The sequence below is a fragment of the Streptomyces sp. NPDC027189 genome, from assembly GCF_055566975.1.
In genome coordinates this window covers 132,429-154,155 of sequence record NZ_JBVHRI010000009.1, presented here as the reverse complement: position 1 = coordinate 154,155, position 21,727 = coordinate 132,429, and the positions used below count along the sequence as shown (strand labels likewise).

At 68.2% G+C, this 21,727-nt stretch carries 19 protein-coding genes, 2 tRNA genes and 3 pseudogenes; 9 read left to right on the top strand and 15 right to left on the bottom strand.

Annotation, left to right across the window (positions count from 1 at the left end; genetic code table 11):
* Positions 1–60: 60 nt before the first annotated feature.
* Both ACZ4RZ_RS23265 and ACZ4RZ_RS23260 read right to left on the bottom strand, forming a co-directional pair.
* Entirely contained in the window at positions 61–1,563 is a 1,503-nt protein-coding gene (locus ACZ4RZ_RS23265) for an aminopeptidase P family protein (protein ID WP_467747164.1), read from the bottom strand.
* 89 nt (positions 1,564–1,652) lie between these two features.
* Complete coding sequence (locus ACZ4RZ_RS23260; protein WP_467747162.1) at positions 1,653–3,164, bottom strand: PP2C family protein-serine/threonine phosphatase; 1,512 nt, start codon at positions 3,162–3,164, stop codon at positions 1,653–1,655.
* Between the two features lie 483 nt (positions 3,165–3,647).
* On the opposite strand from ACZ4RZ_RS23260, the gene ACZ4RZ_RS23255 reads away from it, so the two are divergent.
* Positions 3,648–4,313 carry a bifunctional DNA primase/polymerase gene (locus ACZ4RZ_RS23255; protein WP_467747160.1) on the top strand — a complete coding sequence of 222 codons (666 nt, stop codon included), beginning with the start codon at positions 3,648–3,650 and terminating at the stop codon, positions 4,311–4,313.
* Between the two features lie 54 nt (positions 4,314–4,367).
* A complete protein-coding gene (locus ACZ4RZ_RS23250) occupies positions 4,368–4,928 on the top strand; it encodes a hypothetical protein (RefSeq protein ID WP_467747158.1) in 561 nt (186 codons plus the stop codon).
* Between the two features lie 234 nt (positions 4,929–5,162).
* On the opposite strand, the gene ACZ4RZ_RS23245 is transcribed toward ACZ4RZ_RS23250, so the two are convergent.
* From ACZ4RZ_RS23245 to ACZ4RZ_RS23235, 3 genes are all read right to left on the bottom strand, one after another.
* Entirely contained in the window at positions 5,163–6,131 is a 969-nt protein-coding gene (locus ACZ4RZ_RS23245; protein WP_467747157.1) for a DUF5926 family protein, read from the bottom strand.
* A 168-nt stretch (positions 6,132–6,299) separates the two neighbouring features.
* Positions 6,300–6,809, bottom strand: coding sequence for an ATP-binding protein (locus ACZ4RZ_RS23240; protein ID WP_467747401.1), 510 nt, complete (start codon positions 6,807–6,809; stop codon positions 6,300–6,302).
* Between the two features lie 247 nt (positions 6,810–7,056).
* Positions 7,057–7,866: a glycerophosphodiester phosphodiesterase gene (locus ACZ4RZ_RS23235; RefSeq protein ID WP_467747155.1), complete on the bottom strand. Its 810-nt coding sequence runs from the start codon at positions 7,864–7,866 to the stop codon at positions 7,057–7,059.
* 257 nt (positions 7,867–8,123) lie between these two features.
* Here ACZ4RZ_RS23235 and ACZ4RZ_RS23230 point away from each other — a divergent pair, with 257 nt between their 5' ends.
* The 3 genes from ACZ4RZ_RS23230 to ACZ4RZ_RS23220 all read left to right on the top strand — a co-directional run bounded on the left by ACZ4RZ_RS23230 (position 8,124) and on the right by ACZ4RZ_RS23220 (position 10,539).
* Positions 8,124–9,623, top strand: a complete 1,500-nt coding sequence (locus ACZ4RZ_RS23230; RefSeq protein ID WP_467747154.1) for a S1C family serine protease — start codon at positions 8,124–8,126, stop codon at positions 9,621–9,623.
* A gap of 46 nt (positions 9,624–9,669) precedes the next feature.
* Positions 9,670–9,754 (top strand) — tRNA-Ser (locus ACZ4RZ_RS23225).
* 320 nt (positions 9,755–10,074) lie between these two features.
* Positions 10,075–10,539, top strand: a complete 465-nt coding sequence (locus ACZ4RZ_RS23220; RefSeq protein ID WP_467747152.1) for a hypothetical protein — start codon at positions 10,075–10,077, stop codon at positions 10,537–10,539.
* A 269-nt stretch (positions 10,540–10,808) separates the two neighbouring features.
* Here ACZ4RZ_RS23220 and ACZ4RZ_RS23215 read toward each other — a convergent pair whose 3' ends face one another.
* From ACZ4RZ_RS23215 to ACZ4RZ_RS23205, 3 genes are all read right to left on the bottom strand, one after another.
* Positions 10,809–12,644, bottom strand: coding sequence for a pentapeptide repeat-containing protein (locus ACZ4RZ_RS23215; protein ID WP_467747151.1), 1,836 nt, complete (start codon positions 12,642–12,644; stop codon positions 10,809–10,811).
* 1,053 nt (positions 12,645–13,697) lie between these two features.
* Positions 13,698–14,291: a hypothetical protein gene (locus ACZ4RZ_RS23210; protein ID WP_467747149.1), complete on the bottom strand. Its 594-nt coding sequence runs from the start codon at positions 14,289–14,291 to the stop codon at positions 13,698–13,700.
* Between the two features lie 262 nt (positions 14,292–14,553).
* On the bottom strand, positions 14,554–15,081 hold the full coding sequence (locus ACZ4RZ_RS23205; protein WP_467747147.1) for a hypothetical protein: 528 nt from the start codon (positions 15,079–15,081) through the stop codon (positions 14,554–14,556).
* A 665-nt stretch (positions 15,082–15,746) separates the two neighbouring features.
* Here ACZ4RZ_RS23205 and ACZ4RZ_RS23200 point away from each other — a divergent pair.
* Positions 15,747–15,822, top strand: a tRNA-OTHER gene (locus ACZ4RZ_RS23200).
* Between the two features lie 167 nt (positions 15,823–15,989).
* On the opposite strand, the gene ACZ4RZ_RS23195 is transcribed toward ACZ4RZ_RS23200, so the two are convergent.
* The 5 genes and pseudogenes from ACZ4RZ_RS23195 to ACZ4RZ_RS23175 all read right to left on the bottom strand — a co-directional run bounded on the left by ACZ4RZ_RS23195 (position 15,990) and on the right by ACZ4RZ_RS23175 (position 18,305).
* Positions 15,990–16,295 (bottom strand): hypothetical protein, encoded by a 306-nt coding sequence (locus tag ACZ4RZ_RS23195; RefSeq protein WP_467747145.1) that lies wholly within the window; start codon positions 16,293–16,295, stop codon positions 15,990–15,992.
* 39 nt (positions 16,296–16,334) lie between these two features.
* Positions 16,335–16,637: pseudogene (locus ACZ4RZ_RS23190) on the bottom strand (Asp23/Gls24 family envelope stress response protein); the annotation flags it as partial.
* Positions 16,638–16,664: 27 nt separating this feature from the next.
* Positions 16,665–17,090, bottom strand: coding sequence for an Hsp20/alpha crystallin family protein (locus ACZ4RZ_RS23185; protein WP_467747143.1), 426 nt, complete (start codon positions 17,088–17,090; stop codon positions 16,665–16,667).
* 209 nt (positions 17,091–17,299) lie between these two features.
* Positions 17,300–17,572, bottom strand: a complete 273-nt coding sequence (locus ACZ4RZ_RS23180; RefSeq protein WP_467747142.1) for a hypothetical protein — start codon at positions 17,570–17,572, stop codon at positions 17,300–17,302.
* A gap of 163 nt (positions 17,573–17,735) precedes the next feature.
* Positions 17,736–18,305, bottom strand: coding sequence for a DUF5994 family protein (locus tag ACZ4RZ_RS23175; RefSeq protein ID WP_467747140.1), 570 nt, complete (start codon positions 18,303–18,305; stop codon positions 17,736–17,738).
* 289 nt (positions 18,306–18,594) lie between these two features.
* On the opposite strand from ACZ4RZ_RS23175, the pseudogene ACZ4RZ_RS23170 reads away from it, so the two are divergent.
* Positions 18,595–19,118: pseudogene (locus ACZ4RZ_RS23170) on the top strand (DUF5994 family protein).
* A 251-nt stretch (positions 19,119–19,369) separates the two neighbouring features.
* Entirely contained in the window at positions 19,370–20,110 is a 741-nt protein-coding gene (locus ACZ4RZ_RS23165; RefSeq protein WP_467747400.1) for a class I SAM-dependent methyltransferase, read from the top strand.
* A gap of 59 nt (positions 20,111–20,169) precedes the next feature.
* Here the strand turns inward: ACZ4RZ_RS23165 and ACZ4RZ_RS23160 are convergent.
* A pseudogene (locus ACZ4RZ_RS23160) lies at positions 20,170–20,337 on the bottom strand (IS5/IS1182 family transposase); the annotation flags it as partial.
* On the opposite strand from ACZ4RZ_RS23160, the gene ACZ4RZ_RS23155 reads away from it, so the two are divergent.
* Positions 20,318–20,515 carry a hypothetical protein gene (locus ACZ4RZ_RS23155; RefSeq protein WP_467747138.1) on the top strand — a complete coding sequence of 66 codons (198 nt, stop codon included), beginning with the start codon at positions 20,318–20,320 and terminating at the stop codon, positions 20,513–20,515. The pseudogene ACZ4RZ_RS23160 and the gene ACZ4RZ_RS23155 sit on opposite strands and share 20 nt — an antisense overlap.
* 73 nt (positions 20,516–20,588) lie before the next feature.
* Here the strand turns inward: ACZ4RZ_RS23155 and ACZ4RZ_RS23150 are convergent, their stop codons facing one another.
* Positions 20,589–21,467 carry a bifunctional DNA primase/polymerase gene (locus ACZ4RZ_RS23150; protein ID WP_467747136.1) on the bottom strand — a complete coding sequence of 293 codons (879 nt, stop codon included), beginning with the start codon at positions 21,465–21,467 and terminating at the stop codon, positions 20,589–20,591.
* Positions 21,468–21,727: the final 260 nt, after the last annotated feature.

Genomic DNA, 21,727 nt, shown 5'->3' with positions numbered 1-21,727 from the left:
CCGGGTACCCAGAAGGGCACCCGGCCAGCAGTCTCGTATCAGCCCTCGCGGGGCACTATGTCAGCCCTTCAGGGATGCCATCCACGCCTCGACCTCGTCGGAGCGGCGCGGGAGCCCCGCCGACAGGTTCCGGTTGCCGTCCTCGGTGACCAGAATGTCGTCCTCGATGCGGACGCCGACGCCCCGGTACTCCTCCGGCACCGTCAGATCGTCCGCCTGGAAGTACAGGCCCGGCTCGACGGTCAGGCACATGCCCGGCTCCAGTGTGCCCTCGACATACGTCTCGGTCCGCGCGGCGGCGCAGTCGTGGACGTCCATGCCGAGCATGTGGCCGGTGCCGTGCAGGGTCCAGCGGCGCTGCAGGCCCAGCTCCAGGACGCGCTCGACCGGACCCTCGACCAGACCCCACTCGACGAGCTTCTCGGCCAGCACGTGCTGCGCCGCGTCGTGGAAGTCGCGGTACTTGGCGCCCGGCTGCACGGCCGCGATACCGGCCTCCTGGGCCTCGTACACGGCGTCGTAGATCTTCTTCTGGATCTCCGTGTACGTGCCGTTGATCGGCAGCGTGCGCGTGACGTCGGCGGTGTAGAGCGTGTGCGTCTCGACGCCCGCGTCGAGCAGCAGCAGGTCGCCGGAGCGGACCGGGCCGTCGTTGCGCACCCAGTGCAGGGTGCAGGCGTGCGGCCCCGCGGCGCAGATCGAGCCGTAGCCGATGTCGTTGCCCTCCACCCGTGCGCGCAGGAAGAAGGTGCCCTCGATGTAGCGCTCGCTGGTCGCCTCGGCCTTGTCGAGGACGCGTACGACGTCCTCGAAGCCGCGCACGGTCGAGTCGACGGCCTTCTGCAGTTCGCCGGCTTCGAACTCGTCCTTGACCAGCCGCGCCTCGGAGAGGAAGACCCGCAGCTCCTCGTCGCGCTCGGCGGTCACCTTGTCGGTCAGGGCCGCCTCGATACCGGCGTCGTAGCCGCGCACGACACGCACCGGACCGGTGGCTTCCTTCAGCTTGTCGGCCAGCTCACGCACGTCCGAGGCCGGGATGCCGTACAGCTGCTCGGCCTCGGCGAGGGAGTGGCGGCGGCCGACCCACAGCTCACCCTGGCCGGACAGCCAGAACTCGCCGTTCTCGCGGTCGGAGCGCGGCAGCAGGTAGATCGTCGCCTTGTGGCTGCCATTCCCATCCGGGGAAGTGGTCGGCTCCAGGACCAGGACGCCGTCCTCGGTCAGGTTGCCGGTGAGGTACGCGTACTCGACCGAGGCGCGGAAGGGGTACTCCGTGTCGTTCGAGCGGGTCTTCAGGTTGCCCGCGGGGATCACCAGGCGCTCGCCCGGGAAACGCGCGGAGAGCGCGGCGCGGCGGGCGGCGGTGTACTCGGCCTGTGCGATCGGCTCCAGGCCGCGCAGCTCCGTGTCGGCCCAGCCGGACTTCATGTTCTCGGCCAGCTCGTCGGACACGCCCGGGTACAGGCCGTTCTTGCGCTGCTTGATCGGCTCCTCTTCGCCCGCTTCGTCAGCGGCGTCGTCGAGTACGGCTTCCGGGGTCTCCGGGTTGAGCGCCTCCGACACGGTCTGCCTCCTTGATACGACTCTGGACCCCCACCATCGTACGGTCGCACTGAAGGGGGCCCAGGGCCGGAAGACCTGTTACGTACGGCTCACTCGAATCGCGCCGCCAGGAGTACGACGTCCTCCTCGCTGTCGGCCTCGTCGAGCCCGTCCGGCAGCACACTCCGAAGGACGTGATCGGCGATCGCGCCGGGGTCCTCGCGCAGCGCCCGGGGGACGCTCGCCGCCGCCGCGTGCAGCCGGGCGAAGGCGCGGTCCATGGGGTCACCGGTGCGGTGCAGCAGGCCGTCGGTGTAGAGCAGCACGGTCTCGCCGGGCCCGGCGGTCAGCTCGACGCTCGGCGCCTCCCAGCAGGCGAGCATCCCCAGAGGGGCCGACAGGGAGGTCTCCACGAACTCCGTGCGACGCGCGCCGATCACCAGCGGCGGGCTGTGCCCGGCACCGGCCAGCGTGAGCTTGCGCAGCGCGGGCTCGCAGTACGCGAAGAGGGCGGTCGCGGAGCGGGCGGGCTCGGTCAGCCGAAGCAGCAGTTCGAGATCGGACAGGACGGCGACGGGGTCCTCGCCCTCCATCACGGCGTACGCCCTCAGGGACGCCCTCAGCCGGCCCATCGCGGCGACCGCGCTGGGCCCGGACCCGGTGACCGAGCCGACCGCGAGGCCGAGCGCGGCGTCGGGCAGCGGCAGCGCGTCGTACCAGTCGCCGCCGCCGCGCGGCCCCGTGCGGTGCCGTGCGGCGAGCTGGACGCCGGAAACCCGGGGAAGCCGTGGGGGGAGCAGCTCCTCGGAGATCGTCGTCATGCACGCGCGCGTGCGCTCCAGTTCCACCAGCCGTGCCAAGTGCTCGGTCGCGTACCGGGCGTAGAGGCCGATGAGATGGCGCTGGCGCTCGACCGGTTCGGCGGGCTCGTCGTAGAGCCAAACGGCGGCGCCCAGTCGGCCGGCCGCCTCGGTGGCCAGGGGGAGTGCGTAGCTCGCGGCGTAGCCGAGCCGGGCGGCCACCTCGCGGTGGCGGGGGTCGAGGCCGTCCTCGGAGAAGAGATCCGGCTGGGCGATCTCGCCCTCGCCGCCCGGCAGTCCGTCCAGGATCTTCCCGTACGACATGGAGCTGCGCGGCACGGTCTCGATGTGGCCGAGATCCGCCCGGCCGAGGCCGAGGCCGATCGTGGTGTCGGGGCCGAGTCCGTCGCCGGGTTCCATGACGACGAGGCCGCGCCGGGCGCCGACGAGGGCGGCTCCGGCGCGCAGCAGTTCCTGCAGCGCGTCGCTCAGTGTCGCGGTGCGCGCCAGGCGTTCGGTGAGCTCGTGGAGTGTGGTGAGATCCGAGACCCAGCCGGCGAGGCGATCTTGCAGAACGGCTCCGGCGCCGGTGGCAGAGGTGGCCGAACAGGCACCCGTGACTGCAGGCGTCGGCGCGACAGTGTGTGCTGGCGAGGGAACCGTTGAATCGATTCCAGCCACTTTCGGAAGGTGAGGGGCGTTCATGGCGTCCGGCTTTCCGACCGGTGCGTATTGCTCAATAGCATCGCAAACCCCCATGTCGTTCTGCGCCGCTAGCAGTGTCTCCACATGTACACGCACTCGTGAGGGGATGTCCAGCATTGTCCTGCTGGGATTCCTGGTGTCCGTGAGACCGTCGGTAACCCTTGCGGGAAAGCAAAGTTGGCTTAAAACTGACTCGGGCAACGGCTTATTGAGGTCGACTGGCCTAGTTCGACGGAGCGTCACAGCGGTCGTGATGGGTACGTACTCGGAGAAGGCCAGGGGTGGTTGAGATCAGCCCGGAACCTGGCAATGGACCCGGGCGTCTTAACCACCGACGACCGTGCCCCATCCTCCCGTGGCGGAGGCGGCAAGAAATACGCGCGACAGTAAAACGCCAGGCGCCGCCACCCCACGCCATGCCCATGCTTTAGACAGACGCAGTATGGACGCGGACGCAGCCAAACGCTCGACCCAGAGGGGTTCCCCTTGCCTCCAGCAGGGGTGTGATGCGCCAGCAGGTACGCACAGTGAAGTGATCGACACATGGTGTGATGTGGTCCTCGGTGTTGCCAGGCGTGCAACGGAAAGGAACGAGCGCTCATGCGCGAGATCCTCGGAAGGCGACGCAGGCTCCTGTCCAGGCGAAACAACGGGAGGCCTGAGGTGCTCGGCGCGGCCCTGACCTTCGCGGCCGAATGGCGGTGGCCCGTGCTCCCGGGCGTGGCGGCGGACCCGCAGGGGCGCGCCCGATGCGGATGCCCCGACCCGGAGTGCACGGTGCCCGGCGCCCATCCCTTCGACCCCGGTCTCCTCGCGGCCACCACAGACGAGCGCATGGTGCGCTGGTGGTGGACCAACCGACCATCGGCACCCGTAGTGCTGGCAACCGGCGGCAGGGCCCCCTGCGCGGTGAGCCTGCCCGCCCTCGCGGCGGCCCGCGCCCTCGACGCCCTCGACCGCAAGGGCATGCGCCTCGGCCCGGTCGTCGCGTCCCCCACGCGCTGGTCGATCCTCGTCGCGCCCTACTCCATGGAGCAGCTCGGCGAGCTGCTCTACGCCAAGGACTTCGTTCCCGGTTCCCTCCGCTTCCACGGCGAGGGCGGCTACATCGCGCTGCCGCCGTCCGAGACCGGCCAGGGACAGATCCGCTGGGAGCGTGCTCCGTTGCCCGGCTCGGCCGCCCCCTGGGTGCCCGATGTCGAGGCCGTGGTGGACGCCGTGGTGGAGGCCCTCACTCGTACGGGTGTGAGCGCACCCGAGTTGTAGGGGTGTCGGGCGCGGCGAACCGAACGCCCGCTCCCGCTCGTTATCGTCCGCCCTATGCTGCGTCATTCCAGGGGGTGCCCCCCAGACCCCCGAAGAGTTCGCCTGGTGGCGCTGGCAGGCGTCGTGGCGTTCATCGTCGCCCTGCCGCTGGCCGTGGCGTCCGCCGACCCCGTGGGCGACGCGGACCCCGGAGGCGTACGCAGGTCCGCGCGTGCCGATGACCGACCGCAGATTCCCGAACCCGCGCGCTCCCCTCTGCTGCTCGGTCTCGGCCTAGCCACCGCCGCCGGGTGCGGACCCGAACTCTCCTCGCCCGACGGCATCGAGGCGCAGACCTGTGTCCTCACGCAGGGTGAGGAGACCTGGGCGCGCACCTACTACCGCAACGCGACCGGCGACGAGCTGAGGTCCGTACTGAGCCTCATGGGACCCGGTGGCCGCACGGTGCAGATCAACTGTGCGGTGGGGGCTGAGGACGATCCCGGGGTGTGCGAGACGCCCAGGGAGCGGACGACGGGCGATGTGGGGGCCTACACGGCGGTCTCGGAGTTCGCGAAAGGCACCGGGGCCCACGGGCCACTGTTGCTGCGCTCGGGGAGCAACTCGGGCCTGTAGCAAGGCCGTTGACGTCGCAGGGGATGGCGCACATGGAAAGACCCGGTTGCTGGCGACGGGGGATGCACCAGCAACCGGGCTACTCGAACGGTAACAAGAGATCGGCGGTTCGCAAATTCGATCTCGGCTATTCGGACACGGATTTACCTGTCGCAACGGGGAGTTGTGACAGGAGTCACCCGTTTGTGAGGTCCTGACCGGCTGACCGGCCGGTCAGTTCCCCCCGTCTGTGAGTCAGCTGAGCGTCACCTGTCGGTTGGTGAGGCCGCCGCGCGCGCGGCGCTCGTCCGCGGTGAGCGGTGCGTCCGTGGCCAGAGCGGTGGCGAGGCGCTCGGCGAACTCGGCCGCCGGCTTCTCGATGTCGTCCGCCGTGACGCCCGTCGGCAGGTCCCAGACCGGCACCGTGAGCCCGTGCGCACGGAAGGAGCCGACCAGCCGGGTGTCCTCCCCGAGGCTCGAGCGACCGGCCGCGTGCAGCCGCGCCAGCGCGTCCAGAAGCTGCTCCTCCGGGTAGGGCATGACCCAGCGGAGGTGGTTCTTGTCGGGGGTCTCGCACCAGTAGGCGGCGTCGACCCCGGAGAGCTTTACGGTCGGGATGGCGGCGGCGTTGGCCCGCTCCAGGGAGGCGGTCACCTCCGGGGTCGCGTTCTCCGCGTCCGGGACCCAGAATTCGAAGCCCGCGTGCACAACTGGCTCGAACGCGCCTTCGGGGTCGAGCAGGTCCTGCAGCCGCGGACCGTCGGCCGGGGCGCGCCGGCCCTCGACCGGAGTGCCGGGCTGCGCGGTGAGCGCGCGCTGGAGCGTGTCGGCCAGGTCGCGGCTGATGTCACCGGACGCCGTGTCGTTCTGCAGGCCGAGCAGGACCGAGCCGTCGTCGCGGCGCAGCGCGGGCCATGCCATCGGCAGGACGGTGGCGAGTGTGACGGAGGGGACGCCCTCGGGGAGCTTCTCCTTGAGCTTCAGCTCGACGGTCGCGGCGGGCACCAGCTCGCGCAGCGCGACCCAGTCGCCCTCGCCGGGCAGGCCCTCGAAGGGGCGGTGCACCAGCTCGGTCACGGCGTGCGCGGCCGCTCGGCCGTGACAGGCCTTGTAGCGGCGGCCACTGCCGCAGGGGCAGGGCTCGCGAGCGCCGACAACCGGGATCTCGCCGCCGTCCGTCAGCTGCGGCTGCTTGGCCTTCGTCTGGGGTCGCTTCTTGGCCATCGTGGGTGTCTCCCGATCACGGCTCGTCTCGTACGGGCGCGAGCCTAGCCGTTCATCCGGGAGCCGACGGGACCCTGTGGACAACGCACCGAGTCGTCCCGGAACGGACGCGTCGGTCGAGGTCGGTGTCGTGGCGAGTCGAGCCCGCTCGGTGCGGCGCGGTCGGGTTCAGTCCAGGTCGTCGAAGGCGTCCGCGAAGTCCAGGTCGGGTATCGCCGACACGGTCGGTGACGCGACGCGCGTAGCGAAATCGTCACGGCGACGCGCGGCTGCCGTGTCGCCCATGTCTTCCTGGACGACGACCCACACCGTGACCTCGCCGCGGGTGTCGTCCCGCACGCCCCAGTCCTTGGCCAGTGCCGTGATGATGTTCAGCCCGCGGCCGCCGTGCGCGGTGACCGAGGGCGTGGCCGGAACCGGGCGCGTCGGACCACCGCCGTCCGTCACCTCGACGGTGAGTCTTCCGGACGGATCGACGCGCCACGCGGCCCGCACGTCGCCGTCGCCGGCCAGGGCGTCGCCCAGGGGCCTGCCGTGCCTGCACGCGTTGCTGAGCAGTTCGGAAAGGATCAGTACGGCATCGTCGATGACCGATTCCGCCACGCCACCGGAGCGCAGCTGATCACGCATCCGATGTCTTGCTTTCCCCACGCCCGCAGGGCCGTGGGGCACGGCCATGCTCGACGACGTGGGCACCTCCTGTGCCACCACCAACGCCACCCCCGAGACCTCCTTTGCCCCACGCCACGGTGTGGATGCCCCTTAGGACTGGACCGGAAACCGGCCAATCCACGTCTGCTGACGCACTCGTAACGATCGAATACGGAACGGACGCGCCGGTGCACTCCCTGTAATTGTGTGGCCTGGATTCGGCGGCGGATTCCGGGGTTCCGAAGGCGGCTCTCTGGAAGCGGTGCTCCCGAAGTCAGCGGCCCAGCTGGCGCAGCACCGCGCGCGGGCGGTTGGTGATGATGGCGTCGATGCCCAGCTCAACGCAGAGATCGACGTCCTCGGGCTCGTTCACGGTCCAGACGTGCACCTGGTGTCCGGCTCGTTTCAGCCGTTCGATGTAAGCGGGGTGATTGCGTACGATCCGCATCGACGGGCCCGCGATCCGGACACCCGCCGGCAGCCGTCCGTCGCGCAACCGGGGTGAGATGAACTGCAGCAGATAGACCGTGGGCAAGGTCGGGGACGCGGCGCGGACGCGGTGCAGCGAGCGCGCCGAGAAGCTCATGACGCGTACGGGCGACTCGGACGCGGACTCCGGGGCGTCCAGGCCGAAACGCTTCAGCAGGTGCAGCAGCCGCTCCTCGACCTGGCCCGCCCAGCGGGTCGGGTGCTTCGTCTCGATGGCCAGCTCGACGTGGCGCCCCGCATCGGCGACGAGTTCGAGCAGCCGCTCCAGGGTGAGGACCGAGGTGTCCTTCGGGTCCCCGGGACCGTACTCCCAGTCGGGGGACTCGTCGCGGTTCTTCCAGGAGCCGAAGTCCAGCGCGGCGAGCTCGGCCAGCTCCAGGGCCGAGACCGCTCCGCGGCCGTTGGACGTACGGTTGACACGGCGGTCGTGAACACAGACGAGATGGCCGTCCGCGGTCAGACGTACATCGCACTCGAGGGCGTCCGCACCGTCCTCGATTGCCTTCTTGTACGCGGCCAGAGTGTGCTCGGGGGCCTCTTCGGAGGCACCCCGGTGGGCGACGACCTGAATCTGGTGCTGTCGTGCGAGGGTCACCGCGTCATGGTGCCACCGTCGCGGGGCGGACGTGAGGTCGGAGACACCAGGAATGTGGCCGTTTCGCCGGAAGCGTCCGTTATAAAGGATGGCCCTGGACCCACAGCCACCGCTTATGGTGCTCTGACGTCCGGTGGGAAAAGCTGACGGCGTACAAAAGCACATGCACAGCTGCATCGCGCCGGACCGTCGACAAGCGTGAGTGAGCGTGACCGAGTGCGACCGAGAGCAACAGCCGTGGATCGAGGAGAAGAGCTGTGAGCACCGAGAACGAGGGCACTGCAGTACCCCCGGCCCCGTCCGCACCTCCTGTGCCGGTGGACACTCCCGCTGCTTCCGCGCAGAACGTTGCGCCCGAGGGGGGCGCACCGACCGCCCCGATCCCGGCGGTGCCTCCGAGCGCCCCCGGCGCGCCGGGGCAGGCACCGGCGCTCGCGGAGCAGCCGGCGTACGCGTCCGTCGGGGCCGGACAGGGCGCCGACCCGCACGGACAGGGCACCGGAGCCCCCGGCTCCGCCGCGGAGGCGGGCTGGCCGCCTCCGCCGCCCGCCGTTCCGTCGTACGCGGACGGCGGCGGCTCGGGGGCCGGCGGCTGGGGTTCCTCCTACCAGCAGCCCGCGCCGAAGCCGAAGAAGGGGCGCGGCGGCCTGGTCGCCGCGATCCTGGTGGCCGCGCTGGTCGCGGGTGGTGTCGGCGGCGGCATCGGCTACTCGCTGGCCAAGAACAACGACAACAACTCCACCGACTCGACGACGGTTTCCGCCCCGAGCAGCAGCGGCGACGTGAAGCGCGCCTCGGGCACGGTCGCGAACGTGGCCGCCAAGGCGCTGCCGAGCACGGTCACCATCGAGGCCGAGAGCACCAACGGCGAGGGCGGCACCGGCACCGGCTTCGTGTTCGACACCCAGGGCCACATCCTCACCAACAACCACGTCGTGGCGGACGCGGTCGACGGCGGCAAGCTCACCGCTACCTTCCCCAACGGCAAGAAGTACAACGCCGAGGTGGTCGGCCACGCGCAGGGCTACGACGTCGCGGTCATCAAGCTCAAGAACGCCCCGTCGGATCTGAAGCCGCTGGCCCTCGGCGACTCCGACAAGGTGGCCGTCGGTGACTCCACCATCGCGATCGGCGCGCCCTTCGGTCTCTCCAACACGGTGACCACGGGCATCATCAGCGCCAAGAACCGCCCGGTGGCCTCCAGCGACGGCAGCGCCAGCAGCAAGGCCTCGTACATGAGCGCCCTGCAGACGGACGCCTCGATCAACCCGGGCAACTCCGGTGGCCCGCTCCTTGACGCGCAGGGCGCTGTCATCGGCATTAACTCGGCGATTCAGTCGTCGAGCAGCGGCGGCCTCGGCGGCACCAGCCAGTCCGGCTCCATCGGCCTCGGCTTCGCGATCCCGATCAACCAGGCCAAGCACGTGGCCCAGCAGCTGATCAAGACGGGCGAGCCGGTCTACCCGGTGATCGGCGCGTCGGTCTCCCTCGAAGAGGGCACCGGCGGCGCGAAGATCACCGAGCAGGGCGCGAGCGGCTCGGACGCGGTCACCCCGAACGGGCCCGCGGACAAGGCCGGCCTCAAGCCCGGCGACGTCATCACCAAGCTCGACGACCAGGTGATCGACAGCGGCCCGACCCTGATCGGCGAGATCTGGACCCACCAGCCGGGCGACACCGTCAAGCTCACCTACACGCGCGACGGCAAGACCCACACCGTGGACGTCACCCTGGGAGAGCGCAAGGGCGACAGCTGACCGGTTAGTCTTGTCCCCGCGCCGCCGACGATCGTGGGCGGCGCGGGGTGGGTTGCCCGAGCGGCCTAAGGGAACGGTCTTGAAAACCGTCGTGGCGCGAGTCACCGTGGGTTCAAATCCCACACCCACCGCTTGCAGGTCAGCGTCGGTGCTGGTCAGAGGGGGTGCTCCGAGAACCGGAGCACCCCTTTCGCGTTCAGGTTGTCTCACCCCTTCTCGCCCGTATCCCAGCGTTGACCAGTGCGTATGGGCCATCTGTGGGCCAGGATCAGCGCATGCCGTTGGCGTTGTCGGCTTCCGGGGCGCGTGCCGCTCGTCGCGGCTGAACCCTGCTGGCGAGCGGACAATAGGCAAGGTCGGGCGGCCATTCCGCCCAGTGATATCTGGCCGAACTTTGACCGGTGCAGCTGCAGGCCGGAGCGCCGCTACCTCCAGCACCTATCGTCCTCAGATGACGTGGCTACCTCTCTTAGGAACTCTTCTGGGCGCTGCCATTGCTCTCGGCTCAGCACTTCTCGTCGAGCGACGCCGAGAACGCCGGGAAGACCGCAGTGAGCGCCGCAAGACGAAGCAAGAGGTGTATGCGCGCTACCTCGCTGCCCACGCCGATACCCGCACCCAACTGCGGGTCCTCTCCGTTGCCGCGGGCTTGACTGATGAGGAGCGCGGGTACAGAGCGTTCACCGCGTACGCCGCCTGCTACGCCCCGCGTTACGAGCTCGCAGTGCTGGCCCCTCAGCCGGTGTTGGCACTGGCGAGGGACTTCGACAAGCGCGCTCGGGATCTGCGAGACCTGGTCATTGAAGGCACGAACATCCAAACTCAGGGCGGGGAGCGCATGCAGAAGTACCTCGACGCCATGAAGCTCGTACACACGGCGATGCGGGCCGATTTGGGCGCCGACGAGGACACTTAAAGACTCCCGGACTGTGACGTTCGAGGTCGGTATGGGGTCGACCTAGAGCTGGCCGAACCAACCTGCTCGAGCGCTTCAGCCGCCCTGGTCAGGGCTCGGTGAGATCGGCTTCGTCGAGAGGGGACAGCCGCCGCGCCAAGTCCACCGCGAGGGGGCCGGTGGCCAGGAAGCTGTACGAGTGGCCACCTACCTCTGAGTGTCCTGTGACATCGAATCTTGAGTGAATGTCATCGAACCTTGAGCGAGAACCCTGAAGTGCGGAGCAGTGTTCAGCGTTTGATGCGTCCGCGTACGGCGAGGGCGGCGAGGACGAGAAGGGTGGGTTCGAGGAGACGGGAGGCCATCTCGATATAGATCCCGCGGGTTGTGAGGTTCTGTTCGGATGAACGGAAGACCACCGAGTTCACAGCGACACGGGTGGCCTTGTCCGCGCGCGCCCAGGTCATGCGCTGGGGCCATCCGCCGTGAAGGGCGGGATCAGGAGTGCTGGTAGCGAGGCTGATCCTTTGACCGTGAAGGGTGCCGGTCGTGGCGGGGTCGGGGTCGTGGGTGGGCAGGCCAAAGCCCATCAGGAGCAGCACGGTTACGGTCATGGCGGCGAGTAGCCAGCCGGTGGCGCGGAAGGCGCGCAGGCCGTAGCCGGATAGCAACCAGTACGCCCACAGCAGGCGGCGTTCGCCCTTCGGAGTGCCGGTGCGGTCGTGGCGGCGCATCTCGCACTCGCCGTAGTAGAAGTCGGCTGCGCCGGGTTCGTTCTTGCCGTCCTCGAAGGCTTTGCGGAGCTGCCGGTAGAGCGCGGCGACATCCTCGGGGTCGGGGGTAAGAGCGGGGTCGGGGTGATGTGGGCCCGGACGCCACTGCCGGGGCCCCGGTACGGCGCCTGCGGGGAGGATGGGCTGGCCAGTGGTCTGGGCACGCCAGTGATGTTCCTCGGCAAGGGTGCGCCGGCGGCTCCAGCGAACCGGCCATATGCCACGGTGGTGCCAGCCGATGGGGGTGCGGGCGAGGGTGGCGCGTCCTTCGAGGCGGAGTTGGTCGAGGTGAAACGCTCCGGAGAACAGACAGCCAGACAGGTCGGTGTCGGTTAGGACCAGGTGGGCGGCGTCGACACCCTGCACCGAAGCCACTCGTACCTCTGCCGGTCCTGTCAGCAGGCTTTCGTCGACCGGCGTGCCGCTGCTGGTGCTGAAGGGGGTTGGGTGGGCGATGACCGCTACAGGGGCGGTCAGGACTGTGTGGCTGAGGTCCACTGCCGCATAGCGCAGGCGGATGGTCGCTGTTGAGTCCCACTGGGTTCGCTCACAGGCCACCTCCCGCGCTGCTATCTCCAGCGTCACCGGCAGCGCGAACACCGCCCCCGCCAGAACGACGCTCCCCGCACACACCACCGGCCCAAACGATGACGCGCCACCGAACTGCGCCCCGAAGAACAAGGCGTCGCCGGAGAACTGCACCTTGTCGAATACGGCGTTGGCGGAGAACTGCGCCTTGGCGAATACGGCGTCGTCGGAGAACCGCGCCACGCTGAACTCGGCGCGGCCGGAGAACTGCACCATGACGAACAAGGCGTTGCCGGAGAACTGCGCGCCGGCGAACCAGGCGGCGTAGGAGAACTGCGCCCCGTCGAATCTGGCAACGTGGGAGAACTGCGCCCCGCCGAACTCGGCGGCGTGGGAGAACTGCGCCCCGTCGAACACGGCGAGGCCGGAGAAGTGCGCCCCGTCGAACTTGGCGGGGCCAGAGAACTGCGCCCTGCCGAACTTGGCGGGGCCGGAGAAGTGCGCCCCGTCGAACTTGGCGGGGCCGGAGAAGTGCGCTCCGCCGAACTTGGCGGGGCCAAGATGGGGTTTTCCAGTGGTGGGGTCCCGCAGGGCGTCAAGGAGGGCGTTGAGAAGTGGTTCGGTGAAGGAGGTACCGCGATGGTCGATGTCGGCGCCGGGGGACAGGCCCGTCAGGTAGGCGGTGCGGTCGGGGTCGGCCAGGTGAGCGAGGCACGCGGTGTGGCCGGGGATGTGGATACCGCGACAGCCGACGGGGTCGGTGGCAGGGTTCGCGCCGTGTGCGCAGTACGGCCAAGAGGGTGCTGAGGTTGGCGGGATGCTCATGACCTGGAACTCCGATGTTGCTCGTGAGGAGAGTAGAGGGCGGGCTCCTACCCATGGGGTACAGCAGCAGACGGACAGAAGGAAACACGCGGTTCCCGAAAAGGTTGTTCCTCTCGGGCTCTACCGATCGAGCGACCTCGCTCTGCCGCTCACAGCGGGAGGTCAACTATCCCCAGAGGCACGGAGGTTGTGCCCAGGGCCCTGTGGACAGCCAGATTTGGCTTAGGCCGTGAGCGTGCCACTATCAGTTCAGCCGAGCGGCTGAACTGAGCTTCTCGGCAGCGCGGTTGACGATGAGCAGGTTTCACGTGAAACGACGCGTGGGCGCAACTTGCCTGCACTCAAGCGGAGTTGGGCATCTCATTTGTCAGGTGTGTGCCGTAGAAATGACAAGCCAGAGAAGGCGAACGGCTCCAGCTGACCCGCTAAGTGTCAGTCCCGCACCACAGAATGTTCCTTGGCGGCCTTTTGGTGCCGCCGCCGCCAATGCGGCGGCGGCCCCCTGCTCACAACAGGAGGCCACCGACTTCGACAGCAAGAACCGACGACCTGAGGAGGTCACGATTCCCACCGAGAACGAGCCTACGGGCTCCCACTGTCAAAGCAACTCTGACCAGCACCTTGATGGCCCGCCTCTCGGTGAGAAGCCGCAGACCAGGCGGCTGAGCCCCGCCCGGATGAGGGCGCGCCGGCTGCTGGACACCGCGAGTGACGAACTCGTGCGCCTGGCCGTGAAGGCCTCCACGACTGGACTAGTTGCGTGGGCGGTCTACTGGGTCGAGCACCGCTGAACCGGGTCCGGCCAGGACTGCCCCGTGCCGTCCTGGCCGGACCGCCCTACTGAAGGAAGTGCACGGAGATGGACTACGTCGCCTACGGTGAGGTCGACATCTCCTGGCTCACCCGAGGCGAGGTGTGCGTCAAGGGCGACTACTCAGGGAACGAGTTCATCTCGCGACAGCCGATGTACTGGATACTCACTGCGCCTCCTGATGTGGCCCTCCGTCGGCAAGGGGCTGCATGCCGCGAGATCAGCCCGTAGCGGCGCCTCATCTACTCCGAGGAACCGCAGTGCGCGGCTGGCTTCGACACCGGTTTGCCCTCGTAGCCGACGCTTGTCAGATGCGAGGGCTGAATGGGCTTCTCGATCTTCAGCAGCCTAGTGGGGGCACGCCTCCACGAGATCCCGCTACTGTCCGTGAACTCCTCGAAATCCACCCGCCAACCAACGAGGTGGTCCTTGGGGAAACGGCCCGCTTTCCAGTGGACGTAGAGCAACTTGTCCGGGTCGAAGACGAGTTCTGTACACGGCGGGAGCGTTATGCCCGTCAGAAACCCTCCGGCTTCGCTGAAGTCACCTGTGTATCCATGCGCCTTCATCTCGACGGCAGTGACCGCGTCAAGTGATCTATTCACGATATGAATCGGCCCTGCCTCCGCGTCGTTGCTTCTGATGTCGTCCTGCCAGTAGGTGACTTGCGCGGCTTGGCTGCGTAGCTCTCGCTCAGATTCCTCTCGCGACTGATGCAGCTGATCCTTCGCTGTCTGCTGACTCCAGTACGTGGCGACGGCCTGCGCCCAGACCCCTACGATCGCTCCAACAGCAGTAACCACTGCGATTGTTAGCGTGACGCTGTTCGCCGTCACCGCGCTCTTGATCCGGCCCCACCAGCTTGGTTGTGCCGCTGGCGGAGTCGTTGAGCCTCCCCCAGACCCAGAACTCGCCATTTGCCCCTCCCCAGCGTTCCAATGGCGAAAGCCCCCCGGCCCAATAGCGGCAGGTCATAGCCGATGCCGCGTCCGTACGCCGATGCTGCACCGCCCAGCCAGCCGCCGTGCTGCCCGCCCGGCTGCGGGACTCGTGGCAGCGGGGCGCGGACGATGCACCTTGATCAGGTGGTTGGCGTCTCTACCCACACGTCGCCGCGTGATCGACTATGCGCAGCTTGGCTGTCACGGAGACGGCTTCCGGTAGACCGTGCTCCCGGTCAGCCTTCTCCAGGACAGCCCTAAACTCCGGCCAGGTTTGCTCCATCTCGATCAGTTGCTTCGTGCTGCGTAGCCACTGCCTACCGTCACGATCCGTGTAATACATGACCGACAGGAGCGCGCGAGCCGGCAGCTTCACAGGGACGTCCTGCGCATCATCTTTCAAGCTGTCCGATCTATAAACGAAGTCGATGCACGGCCCGATGTCCCCGACATCCATCTCCCACTCGCGAGGAGGGTTTCCGGGCGTCTGAAATCGAAGCTCCACCGAATAGATCGGATCCGGCGATCTATTGGCCACATGTAACAACTGAAGGCTCGGCTTATCTGATTCTGGGGCTGACCAGAAGCTGACTTCTGATGCCTGCTGGCGAGCCTCGACCTGGCTTTCTTTTCTCGCCTGCCGTAGTTGATCTTGGGCTACGCGGGCTTGGAAGTACGTGGCCACGCCTGTGAAGCCGAGGGTGCCGATGATCCCGAGGACACCGATCGTGGTCCCGACGTTCTTCCAATGGATCCGGTTCCTCCACCTCGACCGTGGCGCTGGCGGACTCGTCGAACCTCCCCCTGATCCAGAACTCGTCATTCTCCCTCCCGAGAGCTCCCCTACCGAAAAGCTCCCACAATCCGGCCAATATCGGCAGGCCGCTAGCCGATCCTGCGGCCGTACGCCGACGCGGCGCTGTCCGTACGGCCGCCCGGCTGAGGGGGCCGTGGGGAGCGGGGCGTGGACGATGGTGCCCTGGTTGACCTCGGGAATCAGGCCGTACACGAGGATGCAGGAGGCGTTGATCCGGTCGGCGAGTCCGGGTCGGTGGACTGCCACGTCGCCCACTCGTGCTCCATGTCGGTGAACGCGCGGGAACACTCCCTGTTCCCCGGCCCGCTGCTGGATGGATGGCGGTCAGTTCTGCGCCGCCGACTGCTCCTCTGTCGTCTCAGGTGCGGCTAGGAGGTGGACTGCGGACTTGGTGCCTTGCGAGCCCGAGCCGGAGCCGAAAAGCAGACGGTCGTCCAACCTCGCCACGCACTCGACTCGGGACTCCATGGGCCATGTGTGGGCCGACGCCCTAGAAGGGCACACCGCTCAAGCCAGAGGCGCAGGTCAGAGAAGGGTTGGGCGGTGACATCACGACGCTCTTGAAAACCGTCGTGGCGCGAGTCACCGTGGGTTCAAATCCCACACCCACCGCTTGCAGGTCAGAAGGGGTGTCCCTCACTGAGGGACACCCCTTCTGCGTTCAGCCTGTCTCACCCTGACTCGCTCGTATCCCATCTTTGGCCAGTGCGTATGGGCCATCTGTGGGCCAGAACTCTCCCAGGCTCCAGGGCTCTGCGCTGGGGGCGTCGACGGAGTCAGGTAGTCGCGTTCGCGCAGACGACATACAACTCGCCGGCGACGGGGGCTCCTCCGGTGCTGCCCCCGCCGATCACCCATCCAGTCCCGTCGGGTTTGGGACCGCTCTCGGTCACGCGAACGTCGAAGAAGTTGCCGTTGGTCACAGTGAAGCCGCCGAGCACCCGCTTCCCCGTCGGGCAGCCCATGGTGGGATATGCGCAGGCGGCCAGATCCTGCTCGGGGATGTGGAGGTCATGGCGCAGTTTTGCCTCGGTGACGCCGAGGAGGCGGTTGCCTTCCGGGGTCTCGTACAGAGACTTCATGATCGCTTCGCGGTAGTTCCTCCGCTCGTGGAGTACCGGTTACCGCAGCCGTGGCTGCTCTTCCTCTTCTTCCTCCTCGTCCGGGAGCTTCACGTCGCTGACCGCGACGTTGACTTCGACGACTTCCAGGTCCGTCATCCACTCGACGGCGGAGATCACGCTCTCCCGCACGGCACGCGCCACATCCGCGACCGAGACGCCGTAGTCGATGACGATCTCCAGATCGATGGCTGTCTGCACCTCGCCGACCTCGACCTTGACCCCGCGTGAGCCGGACTTCGTGGTGCCGGGCACGCGTTCCCGCGCGGCACCGAAGGCGCGGGAGATTCCAATGCCCATCGCCGACGCGGAATCCCGTCCCAGTGGGGCTCAGCCGCGGATCTGCTTAGGGGTGTTTCCGCCGGTGATGGCGATCTTGCGGGGCTTGGCCTGTTCGGCGATCGGGATGCGCAGCCGAAGCACTCCGGCGTCGTAGGCGGCGTCGATGCGTTCGGTGTCCAGGGTCTCCCCGAGGAAGAACTGGCGGCTGAAGGAGCCGGTCGGCCGCTCCGCGATCAGTACTTCGGCGTTCTCACTCGCGCTGGGGCGGCGTTCGGCCTTGACCGTCAGCACGTTCCGCTCGACGTCCAGGTCGATCGTCTCGGGGTCCACACCGGGCAGGTCCAGTTCGACCACGAAGATGTCACCCTCCCGGAAGGCGTCCATAGCCATTGCCGACGGCCTCGCGGCGGCGCCCAGCAGCTGCTGGGTGAGTCGGTCGAACTCGCGGAAGGGGTCGGTTCGCATGAGCATCATCAGTCACTCCCTTTCCCGAGGCGGGATGCAACATGGCGACATCGCCTATTTGCCTATATAAATCCCGGTAATAAACATGACAAGGGCGGACTCAATCCTGCGCTCGCAGACCGGTTGTTCAAACGACGGGGGATTGGAACCAGAGCCGTCACCAATCCCAGGAGACCCTTTTGCAATGCGGTCCCTGACCGGATGGGGCCCGCGCCGTGTCAGCCGAGTTCCTCCTCCTCGGCCTCCATGAGCCGGATTCCCTGATGTGTCAGTGTGACCATCGCGGGTGTGTTTCCTTGGGCCCAGTCGACGGTGATGAGTCCCTCGCCGACCAGATATGCGCAGGCGGCGGCCAGATCCTGCTCGGGGACCTGGAGGTCGTCGTGCAGCTTCGCCCCGGTGACGCCGAGGAGGCGATTACCTTCGGTGGCCTCGTACAGGGTCTTCATGATCGCTTCGCGGTAGTGCTTCCGCTCGTGGAGTGTTGCCATGATTGCCGCCCACTCGTGCCAGGCGCCGACGAGGGTCCTCGCCTCAGATTTCGTCCGTCTGTGTGAGGTCCTGCACGGAGGACTGACTGGCTGCCAGCCAGGACCGCGTCGATTCTGCCGTGTGCGTGGTGTCCACGGCGAGGTGATGGCGATCTCCACGTCCTCACCTCCCTCGGGCGGAGCTCATAGATCCGGGCGGGTTCGGGTTCTCGGCCGCCGCTGAGGCGTGCCCGCCTTCGGTCTCCCACTCCTCTTCTCGGTCCAGCAACTCCTTCGCCTCACGGGAGGTGTCCTCGTTCGCCATCAGAGCGCTGGCGGTGGCGAGCCCGTTGGGGGTGGCTGCGGCGGCCATCAGTCGGGCGGCGGCAGCCGCGCCGGTCTCCGGCGGGATCACCAGCAGGTCCCAGCGGCCCGCGGCGTAGGAGAGCAGGATCAGCTTGTGCGGGTCCTGCTCGTCGGCGAACCAGCCCACGTGCACCGTGTGCCCCGCCACGGGCACCTTGTGAGGGATCATGGGCCAGTGGGCCGGGTTCACCGTGACACGCGTAATCCGGCCCCAGCGCGCGTCCAGCACGTCGATGAGGGCGGGGAGTTCACGGGAAAGATCGCGAGAGCGAGGCCACCAGGCGCCGTCCAGGAGACCCGGGGCGGACCCCGCCGGAGTCAGAGACAAGCGGGCCGCTGGTGAGGTCACGCGCTCACTGATAGTCATACGGTCGATGGTCGCGATCATGGCGCGTACCTGTCCCCGGGGCTTGTCTTCGACGTCCCGGTGTTGTTGCTCGCCGAAAACGACACCGGCGTGGGAGCCGGTGCGCGAAGTACTCTCTACTGTACTCCGGGCACCGTCCGGTGAACCCGCGCGTGACCTGCCATTTCATCGGGAACTCGGGTCTGGATCGGCGGCGCGCGCGTGAGCCTGGACGTGGGCACACGGAGTACGGTGAAACCGGCAGCCGCCCAGACGTCATCCCGGGCGATCGGCGAGCGCATACCGAACCCTGCAGACGGGTGAGCACGCCATGTCCGACGCCGACACCCCGCGTGAAGCGAAGCTTCTGCGGACGCAATTCACCATGCCGTGAAACCTGGAACAGTCCTCCTGCGGCTGGAGACCACATATGCGCGTCAGGGAGTTCTCGACGGTGCATGGTGGCCGCGTTCCCGCGACATCGGTGCCGAGCTGCCCAGCCTGACCACCGCGCTGACCGAGCATCTCGGACCCGTCGACCGTGTCGGCCTGGACTCCAGTGCCTGGGAAGAACTACCGACACGACTGGTCATCGACGACCGGGTCGTGCACATCGACTCCTTCCCGGTCGGTGACGACACCGTCCTGATCACCCGAGGCGATCGAGACCGCTTCTCCCTGCTGGTGATCCCACCGGACACGACTCCCGACGCGGCACGCGCCGCGATGGCCCGGGCCGTCAGCGCCGAGCCCGCCACGGCCGAGCAGATCCTCATCGACACCGGCACCGGCCGGACACGCCCGGTCGCCACGGAAGACCCGCAGACGGGCCAGGAACGCCGCGATATGAGGTGATACAAATGGCCCTCTTTCTCCAGCTCATCATCGTGGCGATCGTGCTGGGCACCATCGGAGCGGTGACCGAGGGACTTTTCTTCTTGCTGGTCATCGGCGTGATGCTGCTCGTTGCCGACCTCGTCTTCCTCCGCATACGCCTAGGGCTCGTCCGGCGGATCATGGGCCGAGCCAGGGCCGGACCGAGGCGAGGGCCGGCCAGTGCCCTAATCGTGTTGACCGCCCCCGGCAGGCAGTGCTGGAGTCGGCACGTGGACAGCATCCCCGCCAACCGGCGGCTCTGGAACCAGATCAGCAGCGCCTACCAGCACAAGCACGACCCGCAAATCGGCGTCACACCCCGGCTGTGGGGCATGTACTCCATCCCCGACGCGCACCTGCACGCCCTGGGCGACGTCACCGGCAAGCGCGTCCTCGAACTCGGCTGCGGCGCCGGCCAGTGGTCCAGGGCGCTCGCCGCCGAGGGCGCCACCGTGGTCGGGCTCGACCTGTCCGAAGCCCAACTCGTCGCAGCGGCCCGTGCGATGGGAGCGGCCCGCTACCCGCTAGTGCAAGGCGCCGCCGAACAACTCCCCTTCGCCGCCGACAGCTTCGACCTGGTGTTCTGCGACTTCGGTGGGCTCAGCTGGGCGCCCCCGCACCTGGCCGTCCCGCAGGCCGCACGCGTCTTGGGCCGAGGCGGGCGCCTGGTGTTCAACGTCGCCAGCCCATGGTTCGAAGCTTGCTACGACGAAGCCGCCAGCCGCGTGACCACGACGCTGCAGCAGGATTACTTCGGGCTGAACACCATCGCCGAAGACGACGGCGCGACCAGCTATCAGCTCACCTACGGCGACTGGGTCAAGGTCCTGCGCGGCGCGGGTCTCATCATCGACGACCTCATTGAGCCGCGGCCCGAACTCGGAACACCCAACGGCTACAACGAAACCGACCCACCCGACTGGGCACACCGCTGGCCGGCGGAACTGCTCTGGGTAACCCACAAACCGTAAGTTCCGCCGAGACGTGAAGGCATCCCCTCGCGGGGCAGGCCCAGGGCCTGCCCGGCTGATCATGGGCGGAGCCAGAGCCGGATCGAGGCGAGGGTGACGGTCCCGTGGAAGACGTAGGCGCGTTTGTCGAAACGTGTGGCCACGGCCCGGAAGTTCTTCAACGCGTTGATCGTCCGCTCCACTTCGTTCCTGCGTTTGTAGATCGTCTTGTCGAAGCCGGCGGGCCGGACCGGCGGTCCGGAGGTCTACGTCGGCGGCAATGGCGAAGACCACTACAAGGGTCGGGTCTGGACGCTCAGGACCGGCGCCGCCGGAGTCACCGGCACCGGTGCCACCAGCCTCCACCTGGGCACCCTGGGCGGACCCGTCGGCGGAGGCAACTTCGGCCACCGGTTCGCCGGCTGACCCATGGGCGGACGTACGGTCCCGGCCGAGGCCGGCGTGGCACTGAGCCGCGTCGGCCTCGGCCGTTGGGTGGTCAGCCGCGGTGGCGGGGCGACGGGGCCGTCATCCTCGCCGCCGACGCGATCGTCGAGCGGGCCTCGCGTTCGGTGAGGCCCGTCTGGACGGCGGCTTCGACAAGGGGGTCGGTCAGTTGGGGGCCGATGCCGTTCTCGTAGGCGCGGCAGGCGGCCCAGAAGAGGCGCGTGTTGCGCTGGCCCTCGTGGGCGGCGAGCACGAACTGGACCAGCCCCTGGCCGTGTTGGCCGGTCGCGGGGGGCGTGGGGTGGTGCGCACGGGGCGGGGGCATGAGCAGGCGCAGCAGTTCGCGCGGGCAGGGCGCCGGTGCCAGATGCGCGGTGCCGGGAGCCGTGGCGTACACACCGTGTTCGGTGCGTGAGCCGGGGCCGACGAGGTAGCCGCCGGCGCCGCGGATGTCGATGCCGGGGGCCAGGCGGCTCGCCGAGTTGGGGACGACCACGTCCGGCGGTCCGCTCAGCCAGAGGTGGCGGCCGCCGCTGGGGGTCGTGACGACGACCGTGGCCGGGATCGTGAAGAGGTGGCGGAGCGCGAGTTCGCGCAGGGCCGCCGAGGAGTCCGTACCGGATTTGGTGTCGAGGTCGATGCCGATGAGGTGGTGCGGATGCAGTCCGCAGGCGATGCCGTAACCGGTGGCCCAGGGGGCGGCGGCGAAGAGTTCGCGGATGCGCCGGGGGTCGGTCGAGGCGTCGTACACACCATGTCCGAAGCGGCCGCATTCGCCGTGGCAGGGGGAGGGATCGGGGTCGTCGCGGTGGGGGGAGCGCAGGGCCGGGAGCTTCGTTCGGGACAGCGGGATCACCGCCAGTCCGCGCTCGGCTGCGGACAGGGCGTGGGCCAGGGCCAGGGTCGTGGCCTGCCGGTCGATGGTGGCCATGCCTCCATGTTCGTACGAGTGTTCGAAAAAAGGAAGGGCTCACCGGACGCGCGAGGGCGCGGGGTGGGCGGCAGGTGAGATTGGCCGAAAATGTGCCGGAACGCTTCGGCCCTTGCGGCGCCTGGGTTGAGTCGCCTGTCGGGGACTGAGCAGGGGGTTTGTGGGAGCGAAGTGGGCGTGAAGGGGGTTTATCGACATGTCCTCACGCTTGAGGGCGAATCACGGCTTCCGGGGTGGTTCGCCGGGGATTCGGTGGGCAA

Excerpts from the sequence above, each read along its gene's own strand:
- ACZ4RZ_RS23260 (WP_467747162.1), bottom strand. The coding sequence starts at position 3,164 with ATGCTGGACATCCCCTCACGAGTGCGTGTACATGTGGAGACACTGCTA.
- ACZ4RZ_RS23255 (WP_467747160.1), top strand. The coding sequence starts at position 3,648 with ATGCGCGAGATCCTCGGAAGGCGACGCAGGCTCCTGTCCAGGCGAAAC.
- ACZ4RZ_RS23250 (WP_467747158.1), top strand. The coding sequence starts at position 4,368 with ATGCTGCGTCATTCCAGGGGGTGCCCCCCAGACCCCCGAAGAGTTCGC.
- ACZ4RZ_RS23245 (WP_467747157.1), bottom strand. The coding sequence starts at position 6,131 with ATGGCCAAGAAGCGACCCCAGACGAAGGCCAAGCAGCCGCAGCTGACG.
- ACZ4RZ_RS23240 (WP_467747401.1), bottom strand. The coding sequence starts at position 6,809 with ATGGCCGTGCCCCACGGCCCTGCGGGCGTGGGGAAAGCAAGACATCGG.
- ACZ4RZ_RS23220 (WP_467747152.1), top strand. The coding sequence starts at position 10,075 with ATGACGTGGCTACCTCTCTTAGGAACTCTTCTGGGCGCTGCCATTGCT.
- ACZ4RZ_RS23215 (WP_467747151.1), bottom strand. The coding sequence starts at position 12,644 with ATGAGCATCCCGCCAACCTCAGCACCCTCTTGGCCGTACTGCGCACAC.
- ACZ4RZ_RS23195 (WP_467747145.1), bottom strand. The coding sequence starts at position 16,295 with ATGAAGTCTCTGTACGAGACCCCGGAAGGCAACCGCCTCCTCGGCGTC.
- ACZ4RZ_RS23185 (WP_467747143.1), bottom strand. The coding sequence starts at position 17,090 with ATGATGCTCATGCGAACCGACCCCTTCCGCGAGTTCGACCGACTCACC.
- ACZ4RZ_RS23180 (WP_467747142.1), bottom strand. The coding sequence starts at position 17,572 with ATGGCAACACTCCACGAGCGGAAGCACTACCGCGAAGCGATCATGAAG.
- ACZ4RZ_RS23175 (WP_467747140.1), bottom strand. The coding sequence starts at position 18,305 with ATGATCGCGACCATCGACCGTATGACTATCAGTGAGCGCGTGACCTCA.
- ACZ4RZ_RS23150 (WP_467747136.1), bottom strand. The coding sequence starts at position 21,467 with ATGGCCACCATCGACCGGCAGGCCACGACCCTGGCCCTGGCCCACGCC.